The sequence below is a fragment of the Amycolatopsis sp. NPDC059021 genome (genome assembly GCF_042739895.1).
Taxonomy (GTDB): domain Bacteria; phylum Actinomycetota; class Actinomycetes; order Mycobacteriales; family Pseudonocardiaceae; genus Amycolatopsis.
This window is the reverse complement of the sequence record NZ_JBHYIQ010000007.1, coordinates 128,743-144,531: the sequence shown is the minus strand read 5'-3', so window position 1 is coordinate 144,531 and position 15,789 is coordinate 128,743. Positions and strand designations below refer to the sequence as shown.

The 15,789-nt window shown below is 69.8% G+C and carries 24 protein-coding genes; 17 read left to right on the top strand and 7 right to left on the bottom strand.

The window, feature by feature from the left end; translation table 11 throughout:
- Positions 1 to 105: 105 nt before the first annotated feature.
- The gene (locus ACFWX1_RS06260; protein ID WP_378384403.1) at positions 106 to 300 is read right to left on the bottom strand and encodes a CsbD family protein; all 195 of its coding nucleotides are present in this window, start codon (positions 298 to 300) and stop codon (positions 106 to 108) included.
- Positions 301 to 464: 164 nt separating this feature from the next.
- On the opposite strand from ACFWX1_RS06260, the gene ACFWX1_RS06255 reads away from it, so the two are divergent.
- From ACFWX1_RS06255 to ACFWX1_RS06195, 13 genes are all read left to right on the top strand, one after another.
- Positions 465 to 1,031 carry an RNA polymerase sigma factor gene (locus ACFWX1_RS06255; protein ID WP_378326281.1) on the top strand — a complete coding sequence of 189 codons (567 nt, stop codon included), beginning with the start codon at positions 465 to 467 and terminating at the stop codon, positions 1,029 to 1,031.
- Positions 1,022 to 1,615 carry an Asp23/Gls24 family envelope stress response protein gene (locus tag ACFWX1_RS06250; protein ID WP_378384401.1) on the top strand — a complete coding sequence of 198 codons (594 nt, stop codon included), beginning with the start codon at positions 1,022 to 1,024 and terminating at the stop codon, positions 1,613 to 1,615. The genes ACFWX1_RS06255 and ACFWX1_RS06250 overlap by 10 nt, the downstream gene beginning before the upstream one ends.
- On the top strand, positions 1,612 to 2,010 hold the full coding sequence (locus ACFWX1_RS06245) for an Asp23/Gls24 family envelope stress response protein (protein WP_378384399.1): 399 nt from the start codon (positions 1,612 to 1,614) through the stop codon (positions 2,008 to 2,010). Before ACFWX1_RS06250 ends, ACFWX1_RS06245 begins: the two co-directional genes overlap by 4 nt.
- Positions 2,010 to 2,342: a hypothetical protein gene (locus tag ACFWX1_RS06240; RefSeq protein ID WP_378384397.1), complete on the top strand. Its 333-nt coding sequence runs from the start codon at positions 2,010 to 2,012 to the stop codon at positions 2,340 to 2,342. The genes ACFWX1_RS06245 and ACFWX1_RS06240 overlap by 1 nt, the downstream gene beginning before the upstream one ends.
- An 81-nt stretch (positions 2,343 to 2,423) precedes the next feature.
- A complete protein-coding gene (locus ACFWX1_RS06235) occupies positions 2,424 to 2,906 on the top strand; it encodes an Asp23/Gls24 family envelope stress response protein (RefSeq protein WP_378384395.1) in 483 nt (160 codons plus the stop codon).
- Position 2,907: 1 nt separating this feature from the next.
- Positions 2,908 to 3,090 carry a hypothetical protein gene (locus ACFWX1_RS06230; RefSeq protein WP_378384393.1) on the top strand — a complete coding sequence of 61 codons (183 nt, stop codon included), beginning with the start codon at positions 2,908 to 2,910 and terminating at the stop codon, positions 3,088 to 3,090.
- A gap of 3 nt (positions 3,091 to 3,093) precedes the next feature.
- Entirely contained in the window at positions 3,094 to 3,441 is a 348-nt protein-coding gene (locus tag ACFWX1_RS06225) for an Asp23/Gls24 family envelope stress response protein (RefSeq protein WP_378384391.1), read from the top strand.
- Positions 3,438 to 3,977, top strand: a complete 540-nt coding sequence (locus ACFWX1_RS06220; protein ID WP_378384389.1) for a DUF6286 domain-containing protein — start codon at positions 3,438 to 3,440, stop codon at positions 3,975 to 3,977. The genes ACFWX1_RS06225 and ACFWX1_RS06220 overlap by 4 nt, the downstream gene beginning before the upstream one ends.
- Complete coding sequence (gene amaP / locus ACFWX1_RS06215) at positions 3,974 to 4,549, top strand: alkaline shock response membrane anchor protein AmaP (RefSeq protein WP_378384387.1); 576 nt, start codon at positions 3,974 to 3,976, stop codon at positions 4,547 to 4,549. Before ACFWX1_RS06220 ends, amaP begins: the two co-directional genes overlap by 4 nt.
- A 363-nt stretch (positions 4,550 to 4,912) precedes the next feature.
- Complete coding sequence (locus tag ACFWX1_RS06210; RefSeq protein WP_378384479.1) at positions 4,913 to 5,302, top strand: DUF2784 domain-containing protein; 390 nt, start codon at positions 4,913 to 4,915, stop codon at positions 5,300 to 5,302.
- Between the two features lie 40 nt (positions 5,303 to 5,342).
- Complete coding sequence (locus ACFWX1_RS06205; RefSeq protein WP_378384385.1) at positions 5,343 to 6,002, top strand: TrmH family RNA methyltransferase; 660 nt, start codon at positions 5,343 to 5,345, stop codon at positions 6,000 to 6,002.
- Positions 6,003 to 6,012: 10 nt separating this feature from the next.
- Positions 6,013 to 6,396, top strand: a complete 384-nt coding sequence (locus tag ACFWX1_RS06200; RefSeq protein ID WP_378384383.1) for a nuclear transport factor 2 family protein — start codon at positions 6,013 to 6,015, stop codon at positions 6,394 to 6,396.
- 192 nt (positions 6,397 to 6,588) lie between these two features.
- A complete protein-coding gene (locus ACFWX1_RS06195; RefSeq protein WP_378384381.1) occupies positions 6,589 to 6,798 on the top strand; it encodes a hypothetical protein in 210 nt (69 codons plus the stop codon).
- Between the two features lie 196 nt (positions 6,799 to 6,994).
- On the opposite strand, the gene ACFWX1_RS06190 is transcribed toward ACFWX1_RS06195, so the two are convergent.
- Positions 6,995 to 7,243, bottom strand: coding sequence for a hypothetical protein (locus ACFWX1_RS06190; RefSeq protein WP_378384379.1), 249 nt, complete (start codon positions 7,241 to 7,243; stop codon positions 6,995 to 6,997).
- Positions 7,244 to 7,435: 192 nt separating this feature from the next.
- Positions 7,436 to 9,577 (bottom strand): molybdopterin-dependent oxidoreductase, encoded by a 2,142-nt coding sequence (locus ACFWX1_RS06185; protein WP_378384377.1) that lies wholly within the window; start codon positions 9,575 to 9,577, stop codon positions 7,436 to 7,438.
- Between the two features lie 74 nt (positions 9,578 to 9,651).
- On the opposite strand from ACFWX1_RS06185, the gene ACFWX1_RS06180 reads away from it, so the two are divergent.
- The 4 genes from ACFWX1_RS06180 (at position 9,652) to ACFWX1_RS06165 (ending at position 12,319) form a co-directional block, all read left to right on the top strand.
- Positions 9,652 to 10,668 carry a glycoside hydrolase family 76 protein gene (locus ACFWX1_RS06180; protein WP_378384375.1) on the top strand — a complete coding sequence of 339 codons (1,017 nt, stop codon included), beginning with the start codon at positions 9,652 to 9,654 and terminating at the stop codon, positions 10,666 to 10,668.
- Between the two features lie 70 nt (positions 10,669 to 10,738).
- Complete coding sequence (locus ACFWX1_RS06175) at positions 10,739 to 11,368, top strand: SMI1/KNR4 family protein (RefSeq protein WP_378384373.1); 630 nt, start codon at positions 10,739 to 10,741, stop codon at positions 11,366 to 11,368.
- 61 nt (positions 11,369 to 11,429) lie between these two features.
- Positions 11,430 to 11,828, top strand: coding sequence for a helix-turn-helix domain-containing protein (locus ACFWX1_RS06170; RefSeq protein WP_378384371.1), 399 nt, complete (start codon positions 11,430 to 11,432; stop codon positions 11,826 to 11,828).
- Positions 11,829 to 11,905: 77 nt separating this feature from the next.
- A complete protein-coding gene (locus tag ACFWX1_RS06165) occupies positions 11,906 to 12,319 on the top strand; it encodes a VOC family protein (RefSeq protein WP_378384369.1) in 414 nt (137 codons plus the stop codon).
- 12 nt (positions 12,320 to 12,331) lie between these two features.
- Here the strand turns inward: ACFWX1_RS06165 and ACFWX1_RS06160 are convergent, their stop codons facing one another.
- The 4 genes from ACFWX1_RS06160 to ACFWX1_RS06145 form a co-directional block, all read right to left on the bottom strand.
- Positions 12,332 to 12,859, bottom strand: coding sequence for a GNAT family N-acetyltransferase (locus tag ACFWX1_RS06160; protein WP_378384367.1), 528 nt, complete (start codon positions 12,857 to 12,859; stop codon positions 12,332 to 12,334).
- Positions 12,856 to 13,722 carry an ADP-ribosylglycohydrolase family protein gene (locus ACFWX1_RS06155; protein WP_378384365.1) on the bottom strand — a complete coding sequence of 289 codons (867 nt, stop codon included), beginning with the start codon at positions 13,720 to 13,722 and terminating at the stop codon, positions 12,856 to 12,858. Before ACFWX1_RS06155 ends, ACFWX1_RS06160 begins: the two co-directional genes overlap by 4 nt.
- Positions 13,723 to 13,759: 37 nt before the next feature.
- Complete coding sequence (locus tag ACFWX1_RS06150) at positions 13,760 to 14,626, bottom strand: LacI family DNA-binding transcriptional regulator (RefSeq protein WP_378384363.1); 867 nt, start codon at positions 14,624 to 14,626, stop codon at positions 13,760 to 13,762.
- 118 nt (positions 14,627 to 14,744) lie between these two features.
- A complete protein-coding gene (locus tag ACFWX1_RS06145) occupies positions 14,745 to 15,779 on the bottom strand; it encodes a LacI family DNA-binding transcriptional regulator (RefSeq protein ID WP_378326259.1) in 1,035 nt (344 codons plus the stop codon).
- Between the last annotated feature and the right edge of the window lie 10 nt (positions 15,780 to 15,789).

The window sequence follows — 15,789 nt, the reverse complement described above, 5'->3', positions numbered from 1 at the left end:
CGAGCCCCCCCGCCCCCGCTCGCGCTCGTCTCCTCCCTCACCCCCCCCACGCCCCGCGCGCTTGACACCCATCCCCAGAGCCCCACCCCCCCCCCCCCCTTCAGCTCACTTGCGGATCTTGTTCACGGCGTCGCCGACGGCGTCCTTGACCTTCTCGGCGGCGTCCTTCAGCCCGGCCTTCGCCTGGTCCGTCTTGCCCTCGGCCTGCAGCTGCTCGTCCCCGGTGACGTTCCCCGCGGCCTCCTTGGCCTTCCCGCCGAGGTCGTCCGCCTTGTTGCTGATCTTGTCGCCCAACGACATCAGGCACCTCCGATGCTCCTCGGTCGCACCCCTCGCGGATGCGCTCACCGGTACGACACCGTCACCCAGTGGAACGGCACGGATTCGCCGGGGTGGCGATGATCACCCACAATCCACCCGTGACGTTCTCCGCTCCCGGGTGTCCTCCTTCCCGAGGAGGTGCCGTGACCACGACCAGTGCGGAGCCCGGCACGCCGCTCGACGACGCGACCCTGGTGGGCCGCGCCCGTGACGGCGACGTCCGGGCGTACGAGCAGCTCGTGCTGCGTTACCAGGGTCCGATGTTCAAGCTCGCGTCGCGGATGCTCGCGGACCGCGCCGACGCCGAGGACGTCGTTCAGGACGTCTTCCTCACGGCGTGGCGCAGGCTCGCGCAGCTCAACGACGACGCGGCGTTCGTCGGCTGGCTCTACCGGACCACGACCAACCGCTGTCTCAACGTGATCAGGGCGCGCCGCCCGCGCGCCGACGTCGACCTGGACACGGCCGAGTCGCCACGGGCGGAGACCCGGCCCGAGCACGCGGCCCAGGTGTCGAGCCAGCTGGCAGCGCTCAACGAGGCCCTGCAGCGGCTGACCCCGCCCCAGCGGGCGTGCTGGCTGCTGCGCGAGGTGCACGGCCGGTCCTACGACGAGATCGCCGAGATCGTCGGCGCGAACGCGGTGGCGGTCCGCGGTCGGATAGCGCGGGCGCGAGCCCAGTTGGCCGAGGTGATGAAGCCATGGCGGTGAACAACACGACCGAGGAGTACGAACTGCCGTGCGGCCGGGAGCTGGAGCGGGTCTGGGAGCGCATGGACGTCGTCGGCGCCGGCCTCGCCGACGAGCACGAGCTGTCCTGCCCGCACTGCCGGGTCGCCCGCGAAAGCCTGCTGGCGCTGCGCGAGGCGACGCAGGAGCTGATCGCCGAGCCGGAAGCCACGCCGCCCGATCTGGTCGGCCGGATCATGTCCGCGGTCCGCGCCGAGGTCCGGCGCGGCCAGATGCTGACCCTGCCGGCGACGGAGCTGGGACCGGTCGAGGTGAGTGAGCAGGCCGTCGCGGTCGTGCTGCGGTACGCCGCGGACTCGGTCGGCGGCGTCCGGGCCCGCCGCTGCCGGGTCCGCGCCGTCGGTGAAGGACCAAACGGCGAGAGCGTCGTCGAGGTCGAACTCACCCTCGCGGTGAGCCTGCGGAACGCGGCGGGCGGCGAGGCGTTGTCGCGGGTGCGTGAGCGGGTCACCGCCGCCGCGGCCGCGAGAGTCGGCCTGGTGCTGGCGAAACTCGATCTGGTGATGGTCGACGTGTACGAGGAAACCGCGGGGGACGATCGATGACCGTGTCCGACCTGACCGACCTGCCCCGGCCGAGAGCGGAGTTCGTGATCGCCGATCCGGTGATCGCGAGCGTCGCCGCGCGGGCCGCGATCGAGACGCCCGGCGTGGTGCGGCTCGAACCCGGCCTGCGCGGCCTGGTCACCGCGTGGACGCGGGCCGCCCGGCAACGCTGGAAGGGCCTCGATCCGGCCCCTTCCGACGGCGTTCGCGTGCGTCACGCCGACGACGGGACGCTGAACGTGTCCGTCGACCTCGTCACCTCGGCGGTCGATCAGGCCGCCGCGGTCGCGCAGGCCGTGCAGCGCGGCGTCGTCCGGATGGTGGCCGAGCAGACCGGCCTGACGGTCGGCGAAGTGTCCGTGTCCATTTTGGACATCGAGCCGGAGCAGTGGTGATGTCGGCGGCCGAAGTCACCGAGAAACTCGTCGGCGCGGTCAAGGCGATCCCCGGTCTTCGCCCGGCGACGCCCATCGCGGAGGAAGCCACCACGTGGCTGCCATGGGACTGGGACGGGTTCGCCGTCGAACTGACCGCCGAACTCGTGGAGATCCGGCTGATCGCCACCCGGCTGCCGCTGCCGCCGTTGCTGGCGCGGGCGACCGAAGCGGTGCGCCCGCTGCTCGCGGGGACGGAATGGGAGAAGGCGACGCTGCGGCTCGTCGTGACCGACATCGACGGCGCCGCGTTTTCCGGAGGACAAAGCGATCCAGGTCACACGATCGGGTAGTGACGAACGCTTCGCGATCGTGTCGATACAGGTGAAGGGGACACAAACCCTTGTGCCCCACCAGAACGCAGGGAGGACGGCATGACCGACACGGCTACCGGCAAGAAGACCGCTGAAGGCACCTCCAGCAGGAACTCGACCGGCACCCTGGTCACCACCAAGGACGACGGGCTGGTCACCAAGCAGGGCACCACGTCGATCGCCGACGTCGTCGTGCAGAAGATCGCCGGCCTCGCCACGCGTGAGGTGTCCGGCGTGCACGACGTCGGTGGCGGTGCGGCCCGCGCGTTCGGCGCGATCCGCGACCGGATCCCCGGCGCGTCCGCCAGCGTCGGCCAGGGCGTCTCGGTCGAGGTCGGCGAGAAGCAGGCCGCGGTGGATCTGCAGATCGTCGTCGAGTACGGCGTGAGCATCGCGGATCTCGCGCGTTCGGTGCGGCGCAACGTGATCACCGCGATCGAGCAGATGACCGGTCTGGAGGTCGTCGAGGTCAACATCAACGTCAACGACGTCTACATCCCGGGCGACGACGATGAGGAACCTGCCAGCGACAGGGTGAAGTGACATGAGTGCGACGTCGATCGGGTTGTTCACCGGGCTGGCGCTCGGGTTCGCCGCCGCGTTCGGCGGATTCGGCGCCTTCGTCATCGTGCTGGTGCTCGGCGCGCTGGGTCTGCTGGCCGGGCGCTGGCTCGACGGCAAGCTCGACCTTTCCTCGCTCGTCGGGTCCGTCCGGGATCGGAGGTAGGCCATGACCGCCGCCGCTGTGCCCGCCGGGCCCGCGGACATCGCCCCGGAGGACCGGGGACGCACCACACTGGCCGAGCGCGCCGTCCGCCGCATCGCCGCGCGGGCGGCGGGCGAGGTCGACGGGGTCGGTGAGGACGTCCAGGTCGGCGCAAGGATCGATGCGGAATCGGCCACTTTGGACGTTCGGCTGCCGGTGCGCTATCCGGCGCCGGTCGGCCGGACCACCGAACAGGCCCGCGCGCATGTGTCGGCCCGGACCGCCGAACTGACGGGGCTGACCGTGCGCCGGGTCGACATCACCGTGCCCGCGCTGCCGAACGAACCCGTGACGACGAGGAGGGTGCTGTGATCCGCCGTCCGCGGCGCGGGCTGCCCGCGTCACTGCTCGCACTGGTGCTGCTCGCCGCGTGCGTGCTGATCGTCGTCGCGCTGGTGCAGCGGCTCGTCGGTGAGCGGCCGTTCCTTTCCTACGACGCGATCGCCGAGCGTGTCCACGCGACGACCTGGCACACGCTGCCCGTGCTCGTCTGGGGCGGGGTGGCCGTACTGGCCGGGCTCGTGCTGCTGGTGCTGGCCGTGGTGCCGGGGCGTCCGACCGTCGTGCCGCTGACCGAGGAGGCCGGGTTCGACTCCGGCATCACCCGCCGCGGCGTGCTCGTTTCCTTGCGGGGCGCGGCGAACTCGGTGGACGGCGTCACCGCCGCCCGGATCCGCTTGGGGCGCAAGAAGGTCGTCGCCCACGTGCGGACCAGCCGCGACAACACCGACGGGCTCGCCGACGCGGTCCGCGTCACGCTCGCCCGCCGGATCGAGGAGATCGGGCCGGAGAATCCGCCGGAGGTCCGCGTACGGGTACGGGCCGTGACCACGCGAGGTGTCCGATGAGCCGTGTCAATCGCCCTGCCGGGCTGAATCGGACGGTGCTCGCGCTGACCGGGCTCGTGCTGCTCGCGGGCGGCGGGTTCGCCGTCGCGACGTACTTCGGCTGGCTGCGCGTGCTCGATCCCGCGTCGCCGCTGGTTCCGGGCACCGCGGCGCCGCCGGTCTGGGTCTTCTGGGTGACGGTCGCCGTCGCGGTCGTCGTCGGGCTGCTGTGCCTGCGCTGGCTGGCCGCGCAGGCGTTCCGGACGCCGAAATCCGTCGGCTGGCGACTGGAGGAAAGTCCCGAGGACGGGACCACCACGATGGACTCGTCGGCTGCCAACGCCCCGGTCGCCACCGACATCGAGGGGTACGAGGGCGTGAAGTCGGCGTCGGCGTGGGTGTCCGGGTCGCGGGACGAGCCCGAGCTGTACCTGCTGGTCACCGCCGAGCAGGACGTCGACATCACCGCGTTGCGGCACCGGATCGCGTCGCACGCCGTCGCTCGGCTGCGCCAGGCGCTGGAGGTGGAGACGCTCCCGGTGCGCCTCGAACTCCGCTTCACCACGAAAACGACCAGCGCCAGGGCGCTCTGAGCCGTTCGCCCGTGGCGGACGCGCGGTCTTCCGGCGTGCTCGGGGCGTACCGTCGGAGGCGTGGAGATCCCGGAACCGGGCAAGCCGCCTGAGCCACCCGAGCGGCCCGGTCACCAGCCGCCGTACCCGCATCGGAAGCCACCGCCCGGCGCGCCCCGGCAGTACCCGCACGAGGAGCCGACCCCGTATCCGGGCCGTCGGCGCCCCGAGGAGTTCCCACCTGGAGTGACGCCGCCGTCACCCGGAGAGTGAACAGGTTGCGTCAGTAGGTCGAATATCACAGCTCCGAGATCCTTTTGTCGGCTTTCTCCTGTGAGGTGAGAGTAAAGTCGCTGGTAGAGGGATGTGGGGAATGGGGCGGTGCTGGTGAGATTTCTTGCCGACTTGACCGTGTTGGTGCATATTCTGGCCCTGCTGTTCATCGGGCTGGGCGGATTTCTCGCCTGGCGCTGGCCGAAGGTCGTCTTCGTCCACGTCTTCTTCGCCATCTGGGGTGTCCTGGTCAACGTGACGCCGATTCCCTGCCCGCTCACGGCGCTGGAGAACTACTTCCGGCACGAGCAGGGCCTCGGTGACCTGCCCGGCGGCTTCAACGCCTACTACCTGTACGACACGGTGATCCCGCGTGCGGCGCTGCCGGTGGTCGTCGTCCTCGCGCTCGCGCTGGTGATCTTCTCCTACACCGTCGCCTACCAGCGCTGGCGTCATCGCGACCACCACGGGGCACCGGCGCATTCGGTCGTCCACCACTGAGCGACAATCGTCGCGTGACAGCGCGATGACGGACAAGGCGATGACGGGGCAGGCGCCCGAAGCCGGGCCCACCGAATGGGTGAGCCAGGAGGAGGTCGGTGTCGGACCGTGGCCGGGTGAGTGGCCCGCCGACGACCGGTACGACCCCGAGCTGCTCGCGAACGGTGACCGCCGCAACGTCGTCGACGCCTACCGCTACTGGCGGCGCGAGGCCATCGTGTCCGATGTGGACAGCCGGCGGCACCCGTTCCACGTCGCCATCGAGAACTTCCAGCACGATCACAACATCGGCACCGTGGTCCGGACGGCGAACGCCTTCGCCGCGGCCGAGGTACACATCGTCGGCCGTCGCCGCTGGAACCGCCGCGGCGCCATGGTGACCGACCGCTACCAGCACCTACGTCACCACGACGGCGTCGACGGCCTGGTGGCCTTCGCCGCGGACTCGAACCTGGCGATCGTCGCCGTCGACAACACTCCGGGCGCGCAGCCGATCGAGACCGCGGAGCTGCCGCGTGCCTGTGTGCTGTTGTTCGGCCAGGAGGGGCCGGGACTGTCGGAGGAAGCTCAGTCCGCGGCATCACTGGTGGTGTCGATCGCCCAGTTCGGGACGACCCGCTCGATCAACGCCGGGGTCGCCGCCGGGATTGTGATGCACGCCTGGGTCCGGGAGCACGCCGATCTGTCCGCTGCTTGGTGATAATCGCCGTATGGATCATGAAACGGCGCGTAAGTTCGTCGACGGCTGGGTGACCGCGTGGAACGCCCACGACCTCGACGCCCTGATGACGCACTTCGCCGACGACGTGACGTTCCGCTCGCCGGTGGCGGCTCAGCTGCTCGGCGGCGACGGCGTCATCCGCGGCAAGGAAGCCCTGCGTGCCTACTGGGCGGAGGGCCTGCGGCGCATCCCCGACCTGCGGTTCGAGGTCCTGGGCAGCTACCTCGGGGTCGACAGCCTGGTGATCAACTACCGCAACCAGAAGGGCGGCCTCGTCAACGAGGTGCTGCTCTTCGACGGCCCGCTCGTGGCCGAGGGCTACGGCACCTACCTCGGTGCCGACGCGAACCCGGCGGGCGCGACCGAGTCCTGAGGCTCAGGTCGGCAACTCACTTCATCCGGTGGCTGATGAGGAAATCACCAACTGCCGGAGTACAAGGGGCAGTCCTGTCGCACCGAACGTGCACGCCCGTGGCGACGGTACCTCGGTGGCGTTTTGCTGGTACTTGTCAGCATGATTCGAGCCACGGAGGGATTACCCGTGAAAATGCGGAAACTCGCGACTGTGGCGGCTATCGCCGTCACCGGTGTCGGTGCTTCTCTGCTCACCGCCGGCACTGCGTTTGCCAGCCACGAGGAGTACCGGGGCCCGTATGCCAACAATGATGAGTGTCACCAAGCGCTGATGAACTTCCCGTCCGACCCCAATGTCGACGGCCTTGAGTGCATTGTCAAGGACGGGAAAATCTTCCTGGACATCTCGTACAAGAACTGAAGACGACGTCTGGCAGGCCGGGCGACCATGACCGGAAACCCGGGCGTGCCTTCGCCGACGAGGGGCCGTTGGTAGTCGCCGCCGGTGGATACAAAACCGAGGCGGTCACGGGCCTCGACCAGCGAAATGCCGTTAAGGCCACCTTGCGGGCACCGGACGCCCGTAAGGTGGCCTTAACGGCATGCGGCGGCGGAGCTCACTTCGTCGGGAGGTCCGAGAGCACGTACCATTTGCCGTCCTTGCCGGTGTCGCACTCCCTGCCCTGCTCACCCTTGATCGGCGGCAACGCGCGCAAGGCATGGACGCACGCGTCGAGGTTGGGGTACGGCCCCGCGACCGGCACCTCCACCGCGGACGCGCTACCGGCGCCCAGCAGGGAAATACCGACCGCGGCCGCACCGATCACCAAAGCGGCCCTGAACTTACCCGTTTTCGCCATTTTCATGGTGGCGCTCCCTAAACCGGAATTCTGCTGGCAACTGTCTGGACGAGCACCTTTCGGCCCGTCCATGCAAGATCATCACCCATGTCGGCTCACGCCGAATCACCGTTGCCTGTTCGGCTAACGGGAGTTGACCGAATAGGTCACCCTAACGAGTGAGTCGAGCTTTTCGGCCAGCGAAATACGGTTGATAGGTCAGGCCGGGGCGACCTCGACCGGGATTCCGTTCAGCACTGCCGTCCCGGAGAGCGCATCGGTCAGCTGCTCATCGGCGACGAGGTTCGAGTTCACTCCGGGATGCGCCCGCGCCACCCGCGTCCGCACGCCGTCGACGTCGTGTCCCCAGCCGTGCGGGATGCTCACGACGCCTTGGCGTACCTCGTCCGTCACCTCGACAGGCACTTCGAGCTTCCCGGCCCGCGACGTCACCGACGCGAGGCCGCCGTCGGTCAGCCCGAGCCGAGTCGCGTCGGCCGGGTGCACCTGCACGGTGCACCGGTTGGCCCCGCGGACCAGCGGCGCGAGGTTGTGCATCCACGAGTTGTTCGAGCTGAGCTGCCGCCGCCCGATCAGCACCAGACCATCCAGCGGCGCAGAGGACAGCGAGGCCCGCAGCCGCGCGACGTCCCCGGTGATCACCGGCGGCGCCAGCTCGATCCGCCCGCTCGCGGTGCGCAGGACGGCCGGGATCCGTGGCCGGAGCGGGCCGAGGTCGACACCGTGCGGTGCCGCTTCGAGATCCGCCAGCGTCAGGTCGTACGGCCCGGCACGCAGCATCAGGTCGACCAGCCGCTCCGGCCCGACTCGGCCCGCGGCGAGGCCCACGTCGACACCGTTGCGCCGCGCGGCTTCGGCGGCCACGAACTCGTCCAGCGCCGCGATGTCGGCGTGCGGGCCCTGGCCGGTGACGATCCCGGTCAGCCGCAGCGCGGTCTGCCACTCCTGCGGCACGTCCGTGTCCAGCGCCGCCGGGGTCCAGTTCGCCACGTTGCGCACCGCGAGCTGGTAGAGCGCGAGGTCGTAGTGCGGACGCTCCAAAGGGGACGGTCCGGGAAGGATGACGTCGGCCTGGCGTGAGGTCTCGTTGAGGTAGATGTCCAGTGACACCATGAAGTCCAGCTGCCCCAGCGCCTGGGACAGGCGTCCCGCGTTCGGCGTGCTGACACACGGGTTCCCGCTGATCGTGATCAGCGCGCTGACCTGGCCCTCGCCCGGCGTCTCGATCTCGTCGGCGAGCGTGGCGACCGGCAGTTCGCCGAACACCTCGGGATAGCCGCGCACCCGGCTCGCCCAGCGGCCGGTGGTGAACGCCCGTGACCGGCCGCTCGGCCCGGCCGCGGCCAGCGGGAACATCGCGCCACCCCCGCGGTCGAGGTTGCCGGTGAGCACGTTCAGCACGTCCACCAGCCAGCTCGCGACTGTTCCGAACGCCTGCGTCGTGGTCCCGATCCGGCCGTACACGGCGGCGCTCTCGGCGTCCGCGAGGTCGAGTGCCATCCGCCGGATCGTGTCGGCGGCGATGCCGGTGTGTGAGGCGACGGCCTCGGGCGTGAACGGCCGGGCCAGCTCGCGGACCTCGTCGATCCCGGCCACGTGCTCTTCGAGGCGTCCGAGTGCGACGCGGTTCTCCGCGAACAGGACGTTGACCAGCGCGAACAGCAACAGCGCGTCGGTTCCGGGCACGATCGGGTGATGTTCGTCGGCGAGCCTCGCGGTCCGTGTCCGGCGTGGGTCGACGACGACGATCTTGCCGCCGCGTCGCTGGATCGCGCGGAGTTTGCCGCGGGTGTCCGGCGCGGTCATCAGGCTGCCGTTCGACACCAGCGGGTTCGCGCCGAGCACCAGCAGGTGCCGAGTGCGGTCGAGGTCGGGCACCGGAATGGCGAGCGGATCACCGAAGAGATAGCCGGACGAGAAGTGCTTCGGGAGCTGGTCCACCGAGGTCGCGCTGTAGAAGTTCTTGGTACCCAACGCTTTGTAGAGCACCCGGCCGTAGAGGATCAGCGCGAGGTTGTGGGCGCCCGGGTTGCCCGCGTACACCGCGACGGCGTCGCGGCCGTACTGCTCGATCAGGGGCGGCAGCCGCCGGCCGATCTCCTCGAACGCCTCGTCCCAGCTGACCTCTGCGAACTCGCCGTCCCGCTTGACCAGCGGTTTCGTCAGCCGATCGGGATCGTGGTGCAGTGCGCCGAGCGAGGCACCCTTCGGGCAGATGTAGCCCTTCGAGAAGACGTCCGCGGCGTCGCCCTGGACACGGGTGACCTGTCCGGAATCGAGCGTCACCTCCAGGCCGCAGGTCGCTTCGCACAGCGGACAGGTCACATAGGCCGTGGTCATGGGCACCTCGCGAGCCAGTGTCGGGACCTCGAACATACCGAGCGGTATGTCGCACGGCAAGGAAGGATGTCCTCATGCATGCGGAACGGGCCGCCGCGGCCGAGCGGGCGGTACACGAGCGACACCTCCGCCGGGTGTGGGCGGTGCCGGGCACCCTGCTCGGCCGCAGCGGCTGGCCGCCGGATCCGGGGCAGCGCCTGCACTGGCACTGGAACTACTGGTGGCAGGCGCATCTGCTGGACTCGCTCGTCGACGCGCAGCTGCGCGCGCCGTCGGCAGAGCGGGCGAAAAGGATCGAGCGGTTCGCGAAGTCGGTACTGCTGCGCAACTTCGGCCGCTGGATCAACGACTACTACGACGACATCGCCTGGCTCGGCCTTGCGCTGCAACGGGTTCGCGCGCTCGGGATCGACGGCTTCGACGGCGCGATCGACGCCATCGGCGCGCGACTGCACGAAGGCTGGACCGACGAATCCGGCGGCGGGATCTGGTGGCGCCGCGGTGATCGCTTCAAGAACGCTCCGGCGAATGGGCCCGCCGCGATCTTCCATGCTCGCGGTGGCGAGACCGAATACGCCGCCGCGCTGACCACTTGGTTGACCACCACTCTCGTCGACCCGGAAACCGGTCTCGTCTGGGACGGCCTCCGGCTCGACACCGGCGAGCTGGAGAAGAATATTTACACGTACTGCCAAGGAGTTTACCTCGGTGCGTGCGTCGAATTGTCCGAAGTGGACAATGCGGCGCGCACGGTGCGTGCGGTGGCGGAACATTGTGCGCCCGGCGGTGTGCTGCGTGGCCAGAACGGCGGTGACGGCGGCCTGTTCGGCGCGATCCTCGCGCGCTATCTCGCGCTCGCCGCGCGGCGTTTGCCGGACGCCGAGATCGCTGCGACCGCTCGCGAACTCGTCCTCACCTCGGCGGAGGCGTGTTGGTCCGGCGCTGTCGAAGCCCCCGGCGGACCGCTGTTCAGTGCCGATTGGTCCCGCCCCGCGCCTTCGCTGCCACTCCCGCCCGAGGCCCCCGAACGGGATCTTTCGGTGCAGGTCGGTGCGTGGATGCTGCTGGAAGCCGCTGCTTCCCTGGCGTGAGAGAACTGGGCAGGAATGTTGTCCAAAGGGGTCAAGAAGCTTGACGCGTGGAATGCCTCCTGTGAGCGTCGTGACCATCTACGCATCGCAGAAGGAGTTTCGCGTGAACGTTCCGCCGCCACCCTTGGCTCCCGCCGACTGGCGTGAATTTCTGCAGAGTTACAGCTCCGAGTTCCTGGAATCCCCGTTTCTGCGTGAGATGGCGGAGGAGGGGCGAGACGACCTTTTCGCCAGCGAAACCGAGCGGGCCAACCGGTGGCTGGGCTACGAACCGGCGACCGAGGACGCGATTGCCGCCGCCGAGCAGAGGCTGGGAATCCGGCTTCCGCCGAGCTACCGGAATTTTCTCCTGGTCAGCAATGGCTGGCATACGATCTCCTACGCCGTGGACCTGCTTGATCTCACCGAGATCGGGTGGTTCGCGGACCTGGAACCCAGGCTTATGGAAGCCTGGTCGGACTCCGGAGCCTACGACGACTGGATCGAAGTACTCAAGCGCTCTGTCTTGATTTCGAACGACGACGGGGGCAGTGGTCACTACCTCTTCCTGCACGCCGACAGCGTCGCGGACAATGGTGAGTGGACCGCGTACGAGTGGTGGCCCGGCGACGGGGATGATCCTGAACCTCATGCCGACTTCGCGACAATGGTGACAAGCCTGTGGGAAGACGAGAAGCGCTCGCGCGCCGCTGGTGAATAGCGGCAGTGCTCCGGAATTGGAGTAACGAGGAGGGAGACGTCGCCGCTACACTGTGTGGAGGATGAGTAAGGTCGTCGAGGAAATGAACCGGCGCATGCTGCGCGCCCGCGACGCGATGGATCGCGCGTACGCCGAGCCGCTGGACGTCGCCGCGCTGGCCCGGCTCACCCACCTCTCGCCTTCGCACTTCACCAGGACCTTCCGCGCGACGTTCGGCGAAACCCCGCACCGCTACCTGCAACGCCGTCGCGTCGAGCGCGCGATGGCGTTGCTGCGCCGGACCGATCGCAGTGTCACCGAGATCTGCGTCGACGTCGGATTCGGCAGCCTCGGCACGTTCAGCCGCACGTTCCACGACATCGTCGGCGAATCCCCGACGGCCTACCGGGCCCGCGGCGCTGCCCCGGCGGCACCGGTGCCGACGTGCTTCGCGATGGCCTGGACGCGGCCGCGCGGCTGACTCGCCGGGCCCAGCCGGATCAAGCGCGGTCGTTTTGGATAAGCCATCGGCGGCAGCGGCTGGTTAACCTTCGCGGCATGATGAACGCGATCACGCTCTCCTCGATCTTCGTGCTCGACCAGGACGAGGCGCTCGACTTCTACGTCGGCAAACTCGGCTTCGAGGTGCACACCGACGTCGACCTCGGCTTCATGCGCTGGCTCACCATCTGCGTACCGGGGACACCCGCCCGCGAGATCCTGCTGGAGCGGCCGGGGCCGCCGGCGCACGACGAGGCGACCGCCGAACGCATCCGGGAACTGGTCACCAAGGGCGCGACCGGTGGCTGGCTCGGCTTCACCACGGACGACATCCACAAGACGCACGCCGAACTCGTCGAGAAGGGCGTGGAGATCACGCAGGAGCCGACGGTGCAGTCCTACGGCACGGACATGGCCATCCGCGATCCGTTCGGCAACGCGCTGCGCATCCGCGAAGCCCCGGCAGCCTGAGTCGAGCCTGAGTCACCAGACGTCGCCGTCGCGCCAGTCGCAGGCCAGCGGTGCGTCCGGATCGAGGTCGGCGCTCACCGGCAGCACGAACACGCCGCCGTCGTCCTCCTCGGTCCGGACCAGGCCCGCCGGGCCGAACACCGAGGTCGGCCCGCGCCACAGTTCCCAGCCGCGCGCTCCGTAGAAGTCCAGCGCGTCCGACGACGAAGACAGTGCGCCGATTTCGTAGCCGCCCCGGATCAGACGCTCCACAGTGGACATCAGCGCCGCGCCGTGACCCCGCCCGCGCCGATCCGCCCGGACCGCGACGGCCTCGACGTACCCGGTACGCAATGCGCGTCCGTTGTGCAGCAACCGGCGCTGCACCACCGAGGCGTGCCCGATCAGTTCGTCGTCCTCCCAGAACAGGGCATGCATGCCACCGAGCCCGTGTTCCCAGTCCTCGTCGGTGAAATCGCCGTCGAACGCGGCGTCGAGCAAGGTGCGTGCGGCGATCTGGGTGGCGGCGTCGAGGTCGGCGGTGTGGGCGAGACTGATCATGCTCCCAGTCTGCCGGAATTTCCGGGAAGCCAGGCGGGCAACGGTTCGCACGCGGCGAGCCACTCGCCCGGAATCTCGGCGCGCGCGGCGCCGAGCACCCCGCCGACGATCGCGCCGACCGTGTCGACGTCCTCCGCGAGCCGCGCGACTGTCCACAGTGCATCGACGTAACTCGGTGCGGTGCAAGCGATCCACAGGGCCAATGGCACGGTGTCGTGCGCGGCGACCTCGCGGCCGATGCCGAGCTCGTCCGCCGCGTCCCGTGGATCGGCGTCGGCGAGCTTCAGCGCCCTGCCCAGCCGTGTCCGGGCCTCACCGGGTGGCACCAGCGGGACGACCTGCTCCAGGACAGCGGGCCCCCGCAGTCCCGAGGCGGTCAGCGCCGCGGCGGCCGCGACGGCGACGCCGTCGAGATGCGAGTGGGTGACCACCGCCGAAAGCTCGGCCTGACGCAGTACCTGCGGCAGGTCGTGGCAGAACCACGCGCCCAGCGGGGCGACCCGCATCGCCGCGCCGTTGCCCCAGGAACCCTTGCCGCCGAACGCCGCGGCGGCCGGTTGCTGCCACGGCTGACCCGCGCGGATCTGGTTGAGCAGGCGCGAAACACCCGAGCCGTAACCGCGGTCGGCGTCGTAGTGGGCGGCGAAGTCCGCGGCGAGCGTGTCCTGGTCGACGTGCCCGTGGCGGGCCAGGACGCTGACCAGCGAACACGCCATCAAGGTGTCGTCGGTCCACTGCCACGGCGCGGCGGGCAGCCGGCGTTCGAGGATGCTCGGGTGGTCGCCGGGCATCAGGATCTGCGCGCCGAAGGCGTCCCCCACCGCGAGCCCGGTCAGACTGGCGTACGCCAGGTCGGCACTCATGCCGGCCACCCTAGCGGCCGGTGGGGCGCAAACGCTTTCAGCAGCCGCAGGACGCGCGGTGCTCGAACCGCGGCGCCAGCCGGACGGCCTCGGGACGGCGTTCCGGATCGGTGAGCCGCGACAGCAGCAGCTGCACGGCCTTGCGCCCGATTTCCGCGATCGGCTGCGCCATGGTCGTTACACCGGGGGTCACCTGCCGCGCCCAGTCCATGTCGCCGTAGCCGACGACGGCGAGTTCCGAGCCGATGCGGATGCCGCGCCGATGCGCCTCGTACTGCACCCCGATCAGCATCGATTCGCTCGCCACGACCAGCGCTGTCGGCGACGGCCACGCGTCGAGCAGTTTCGCCGTCGCCCGCGCGGCACCGCCGGGCGTCGACTGTCCACATGCGACCAGTGAGGACGTCCAGCGCAGTCCCGAGCGGCCGAGCCCGAGCCGGTAGCCGAGCGCGCGTTCCTCGCTGGTGGTCAGGCCTTCGTCGCCGGAGATCAGGCCGATCTTGCGGTGCCGGCGCTGCGCGAGGTGCCGGACCAGCGCGGACACCGCCTGGATGTTCTCCGAGCCCACCTGGTCGACGTCGTTGCGGCCGGCGATCCGGTCCACCAGCACGGTGGGCACGCCCATCCGCACGAGTCCGTTGATCACCGCGTCGTCCCCGGCCGCCGGCACCAGCAGGACGCCGTCGACCCGGTCGGCGCGCAGCGCGCGGATGACCGCGGCTTCCTCGCTGACGCTGTCGCCGGTGTCCGCGAGCGTGACCTCGCACCCCGCCTGCGCGGCGGCGACCCTGATCGAGCGCAGCAACTCACCCGAGTAGGGGCTCGCGTGCATCCCCATCGCGACACCGAAACGGTGGGTTACCGGAGGCTCCCAGAGCGGGAGTTCCGGCGAAAGTGCGGTCATGTCCTCTGGCCCTCACATGTGTTCAGGTGAAGGTAGTCGCCAGCGGCCGCGACACGCGTGACACCGCTCGTAAACGTCTCAGAGAATCACCGGTGTGAGTGACCCGGTGGTGTGCTCGTCACGGAGTGGATACGCCTGGGCAGCCGCAGGACTCGCGGTGCCGCAGCGTCGGCGGCAGCCGCACGGTCTGTGCTTTCCGCGTCGGATCGTTGATCCTGCCGAGCAGCAGGCGCACCGCCTGCCGCCCGATGTCCTCGATCGGCTGCGCCATCGTCGTCAGCGGCGGATCGACCAGATCGGCCCATTCGACGTCGTCGTAGCCGACCACGGGGAGATCGCGCCCGATCCGCAAGCCGCGCCGCCGTGCTTCGTGCAGCACGCCGACCATCATGCTGTCGTTCGCCACGACCAGCGCCGTCGGCGGCTCGGGCAGCGCGAGCAACGTGTTCAGCGCGAGCGCGCCGCCCGCCCGCGAGGACTGCCCGCACACCACCAGTTCCGGGGCCCAGGTCAGTCCCGACCGGCCGAGGCCGAGCCGGTAGCCGAGGGTCCGCTCCTCGCTCGTGCTCAGTCCGGGCGCGCCGCTGATCATGCCGATCCGCCGGTGCCCGAGCGTCGCCAGGTGCGCGGTCAGCGCCGACGTCGACTGGATGTTCTCGACGCCGACCTGATCGACGTCGCCTCGGGTGGCGAGGCGGTCGATCAGCACGGTCGGCACGTCGAGCGAGACGAGTTCGCCGATCACGGAGCCGTCGCCGGGCGCCGGGGTGATCAGCAGTCCATCGACGCGGCGGGAACGCAGCGTGCGCACGGTTTCGCGCTCGGTGTCGACGGTGTCGTGCGTGTCGGCGAGCAGCACGGTGTATCCGGCGGCCGCGGCCTCGCGCTCGATGGCCTGCATGAGCATCGCGAAGTACGGGTTCGCCAGCAGGGAGATCGCGATCCCGATCGACCGCGTGCCGCCGGTGACCAGCGAGCGCGCGATCGCGTCGCCGGTGTAGCCGGTCGTTTCGATCGCCCGCAGCACCGCTGCTTTGGTCTCCTCGGCGACCGCGCGGGTGCCGTTCACCACGTGCGATACCGTCGTGATCGAGACGCCCGCCAGCTCGGCGATGTCGCGCTGGGTCGGCCGTGACGACTTCGGCTGCGGCATGTCCACCCTT

Excerpts from the sequence above, each read along its gene's own strand:
- ACFWX1_RS06260 (WP_378384403.1), bottom strand. The coding sequence starts at position 300 with ATGTCGTTGGGCGACAAGATCAGCAACAAGGCGGACGACCTCGGCGGG.
- ACFWX1_RS06250 (WP_378384401.1), top strand. The coding sequence starts at position 1,022 with ATGGCGGTGAACAACACGACCGAGGAGTACGAACTGCCGTGCGGCCGG.
- ACFWX1_RS06245 (WP_378384399.1), top strand. The coding sequence starts at position 1,612 with ATGACCGTGTCCGACCTGACCGACCTGCCCCGGCCGAGAGCGGAGTTC.
- ACFWX1_RS06240 (WP_378384397.1), top strand. The coding sequence starts at position 2,010 with ATGTCGGCGGCCGAAGTCACCGAGAAACTCGTCGGCGCGGTCAAGGCG.
- ACFWX1_RS06235 (WP_378384395.1), top strand. The coding sequence starts at position 2,424 with ATGACCGACACGGCTACCGGCAAGAAGACCGCTGAAGGCACCTCCAGC.
- ACFWX1_RS06230 (WP_378384393.1), top strand. The coding sequence starts at position 2,908 with ATGAGTGCGACGTCGATCGGGTTGTTCACCGGGCTGGCGCTCGGGTTC.
- ACFWX1_RS06225 (WP_378384391.1), top strand. The coding sequence starts at position 3,094 with ATGACCGCCGCCGCTGTGCCCGCCGGGCCCGCGGACATCGCCCCGGAG.
- amaP (WP_378384387.1), top strand. The coding sequence starts at position 3,974 with ATGAGCCGTGTCAATCGCCCTGCCGGGCTGAATCGGACGGTGCTCGCG.
- ACFWX1_RS06205 (WP_378384385.1), top strand. The coding sequence starts at position 5,343 with ATGACGGGGCAGGCGCCCGAAGCCGGGCCCACCGAATGGGTGAGCCAG.
- ACFWX1_RS06200 (WP_378384383.1), top strand. The coding sequence starts at position 6,013 with ATGGATCATGAAACGGCGCGTAAGTTCGTCGACGGCTGGGTGACCGCG.
- ACFWX1_RS06190 (WP_378384379.1), bottom strand. The coding sequence starts at position 7,243 with ATGAAAATGGCGAAAACGGGTAAGTTCAGGGCCGCTTTGGTGATCGGT.
- ACFWX1_RS06185 (WP_378384377.1), bottom strand. The coding sequence starts at position 9,577 with ATGACCACGGCCTATGTGACCTGTCCGCTGTGCGAAGCGACCTGCGGC.
- ACFWX1_RS06180 (WP_378384375.1), top strand. The coding sequence starts at position 9,652 with ATGCATGCGGAACGGGCCGCCGCGGCCGAGCGGGCGGTACACGAGCGA.
- ACFWX1_RS06170 (WP_378384371.1), top strand. The coding sequence starts at position 11,430 with ATGAGTAAGGTCGTCGAGGAAATGAACCGGCGCATGCTGCGCGCCCGC.
- ACFWX1_RS06165 (WP_378384369.1), top strand. The coding sequence starts at position 11,906 with ATGATGAACGCGATCACGCTCTCCTCGATCTTCGTGCTCGACCAGGAC.
- ACFWX1_RS06160 (WP_378384367.1), bottom strand. The coding sequence starts at position 12,859 with ATGATCAGTCTCGCCCACACCGCCGACCTCGACGCCGCCACCCAGATC.
- ACFWX1_RS06155 (WP_378384365.1), bottom strand. The coding sequence starts at position 13,722 with ATGAGTGCCGACCTGGCGTACGCCAGTCTGACCGGGCTCGCGGTGGGG.
- ACFWX1_RS06150 (WP_378384363.1), bottom strand. The coding sequence starts at position 14,626 with ATGACCGCACTTTCGCCGGAACTCCCGCTCTGGGAGCCTCCGGTAACC.
- ACFWX1_RS06145 (WP_378326259.1), bottom strand. The coding sequence starts at position 15,779 with ATGCCGCAGCCGAAGTCGTCACGGCCGACCCAGCGCGACATCGCCGAG.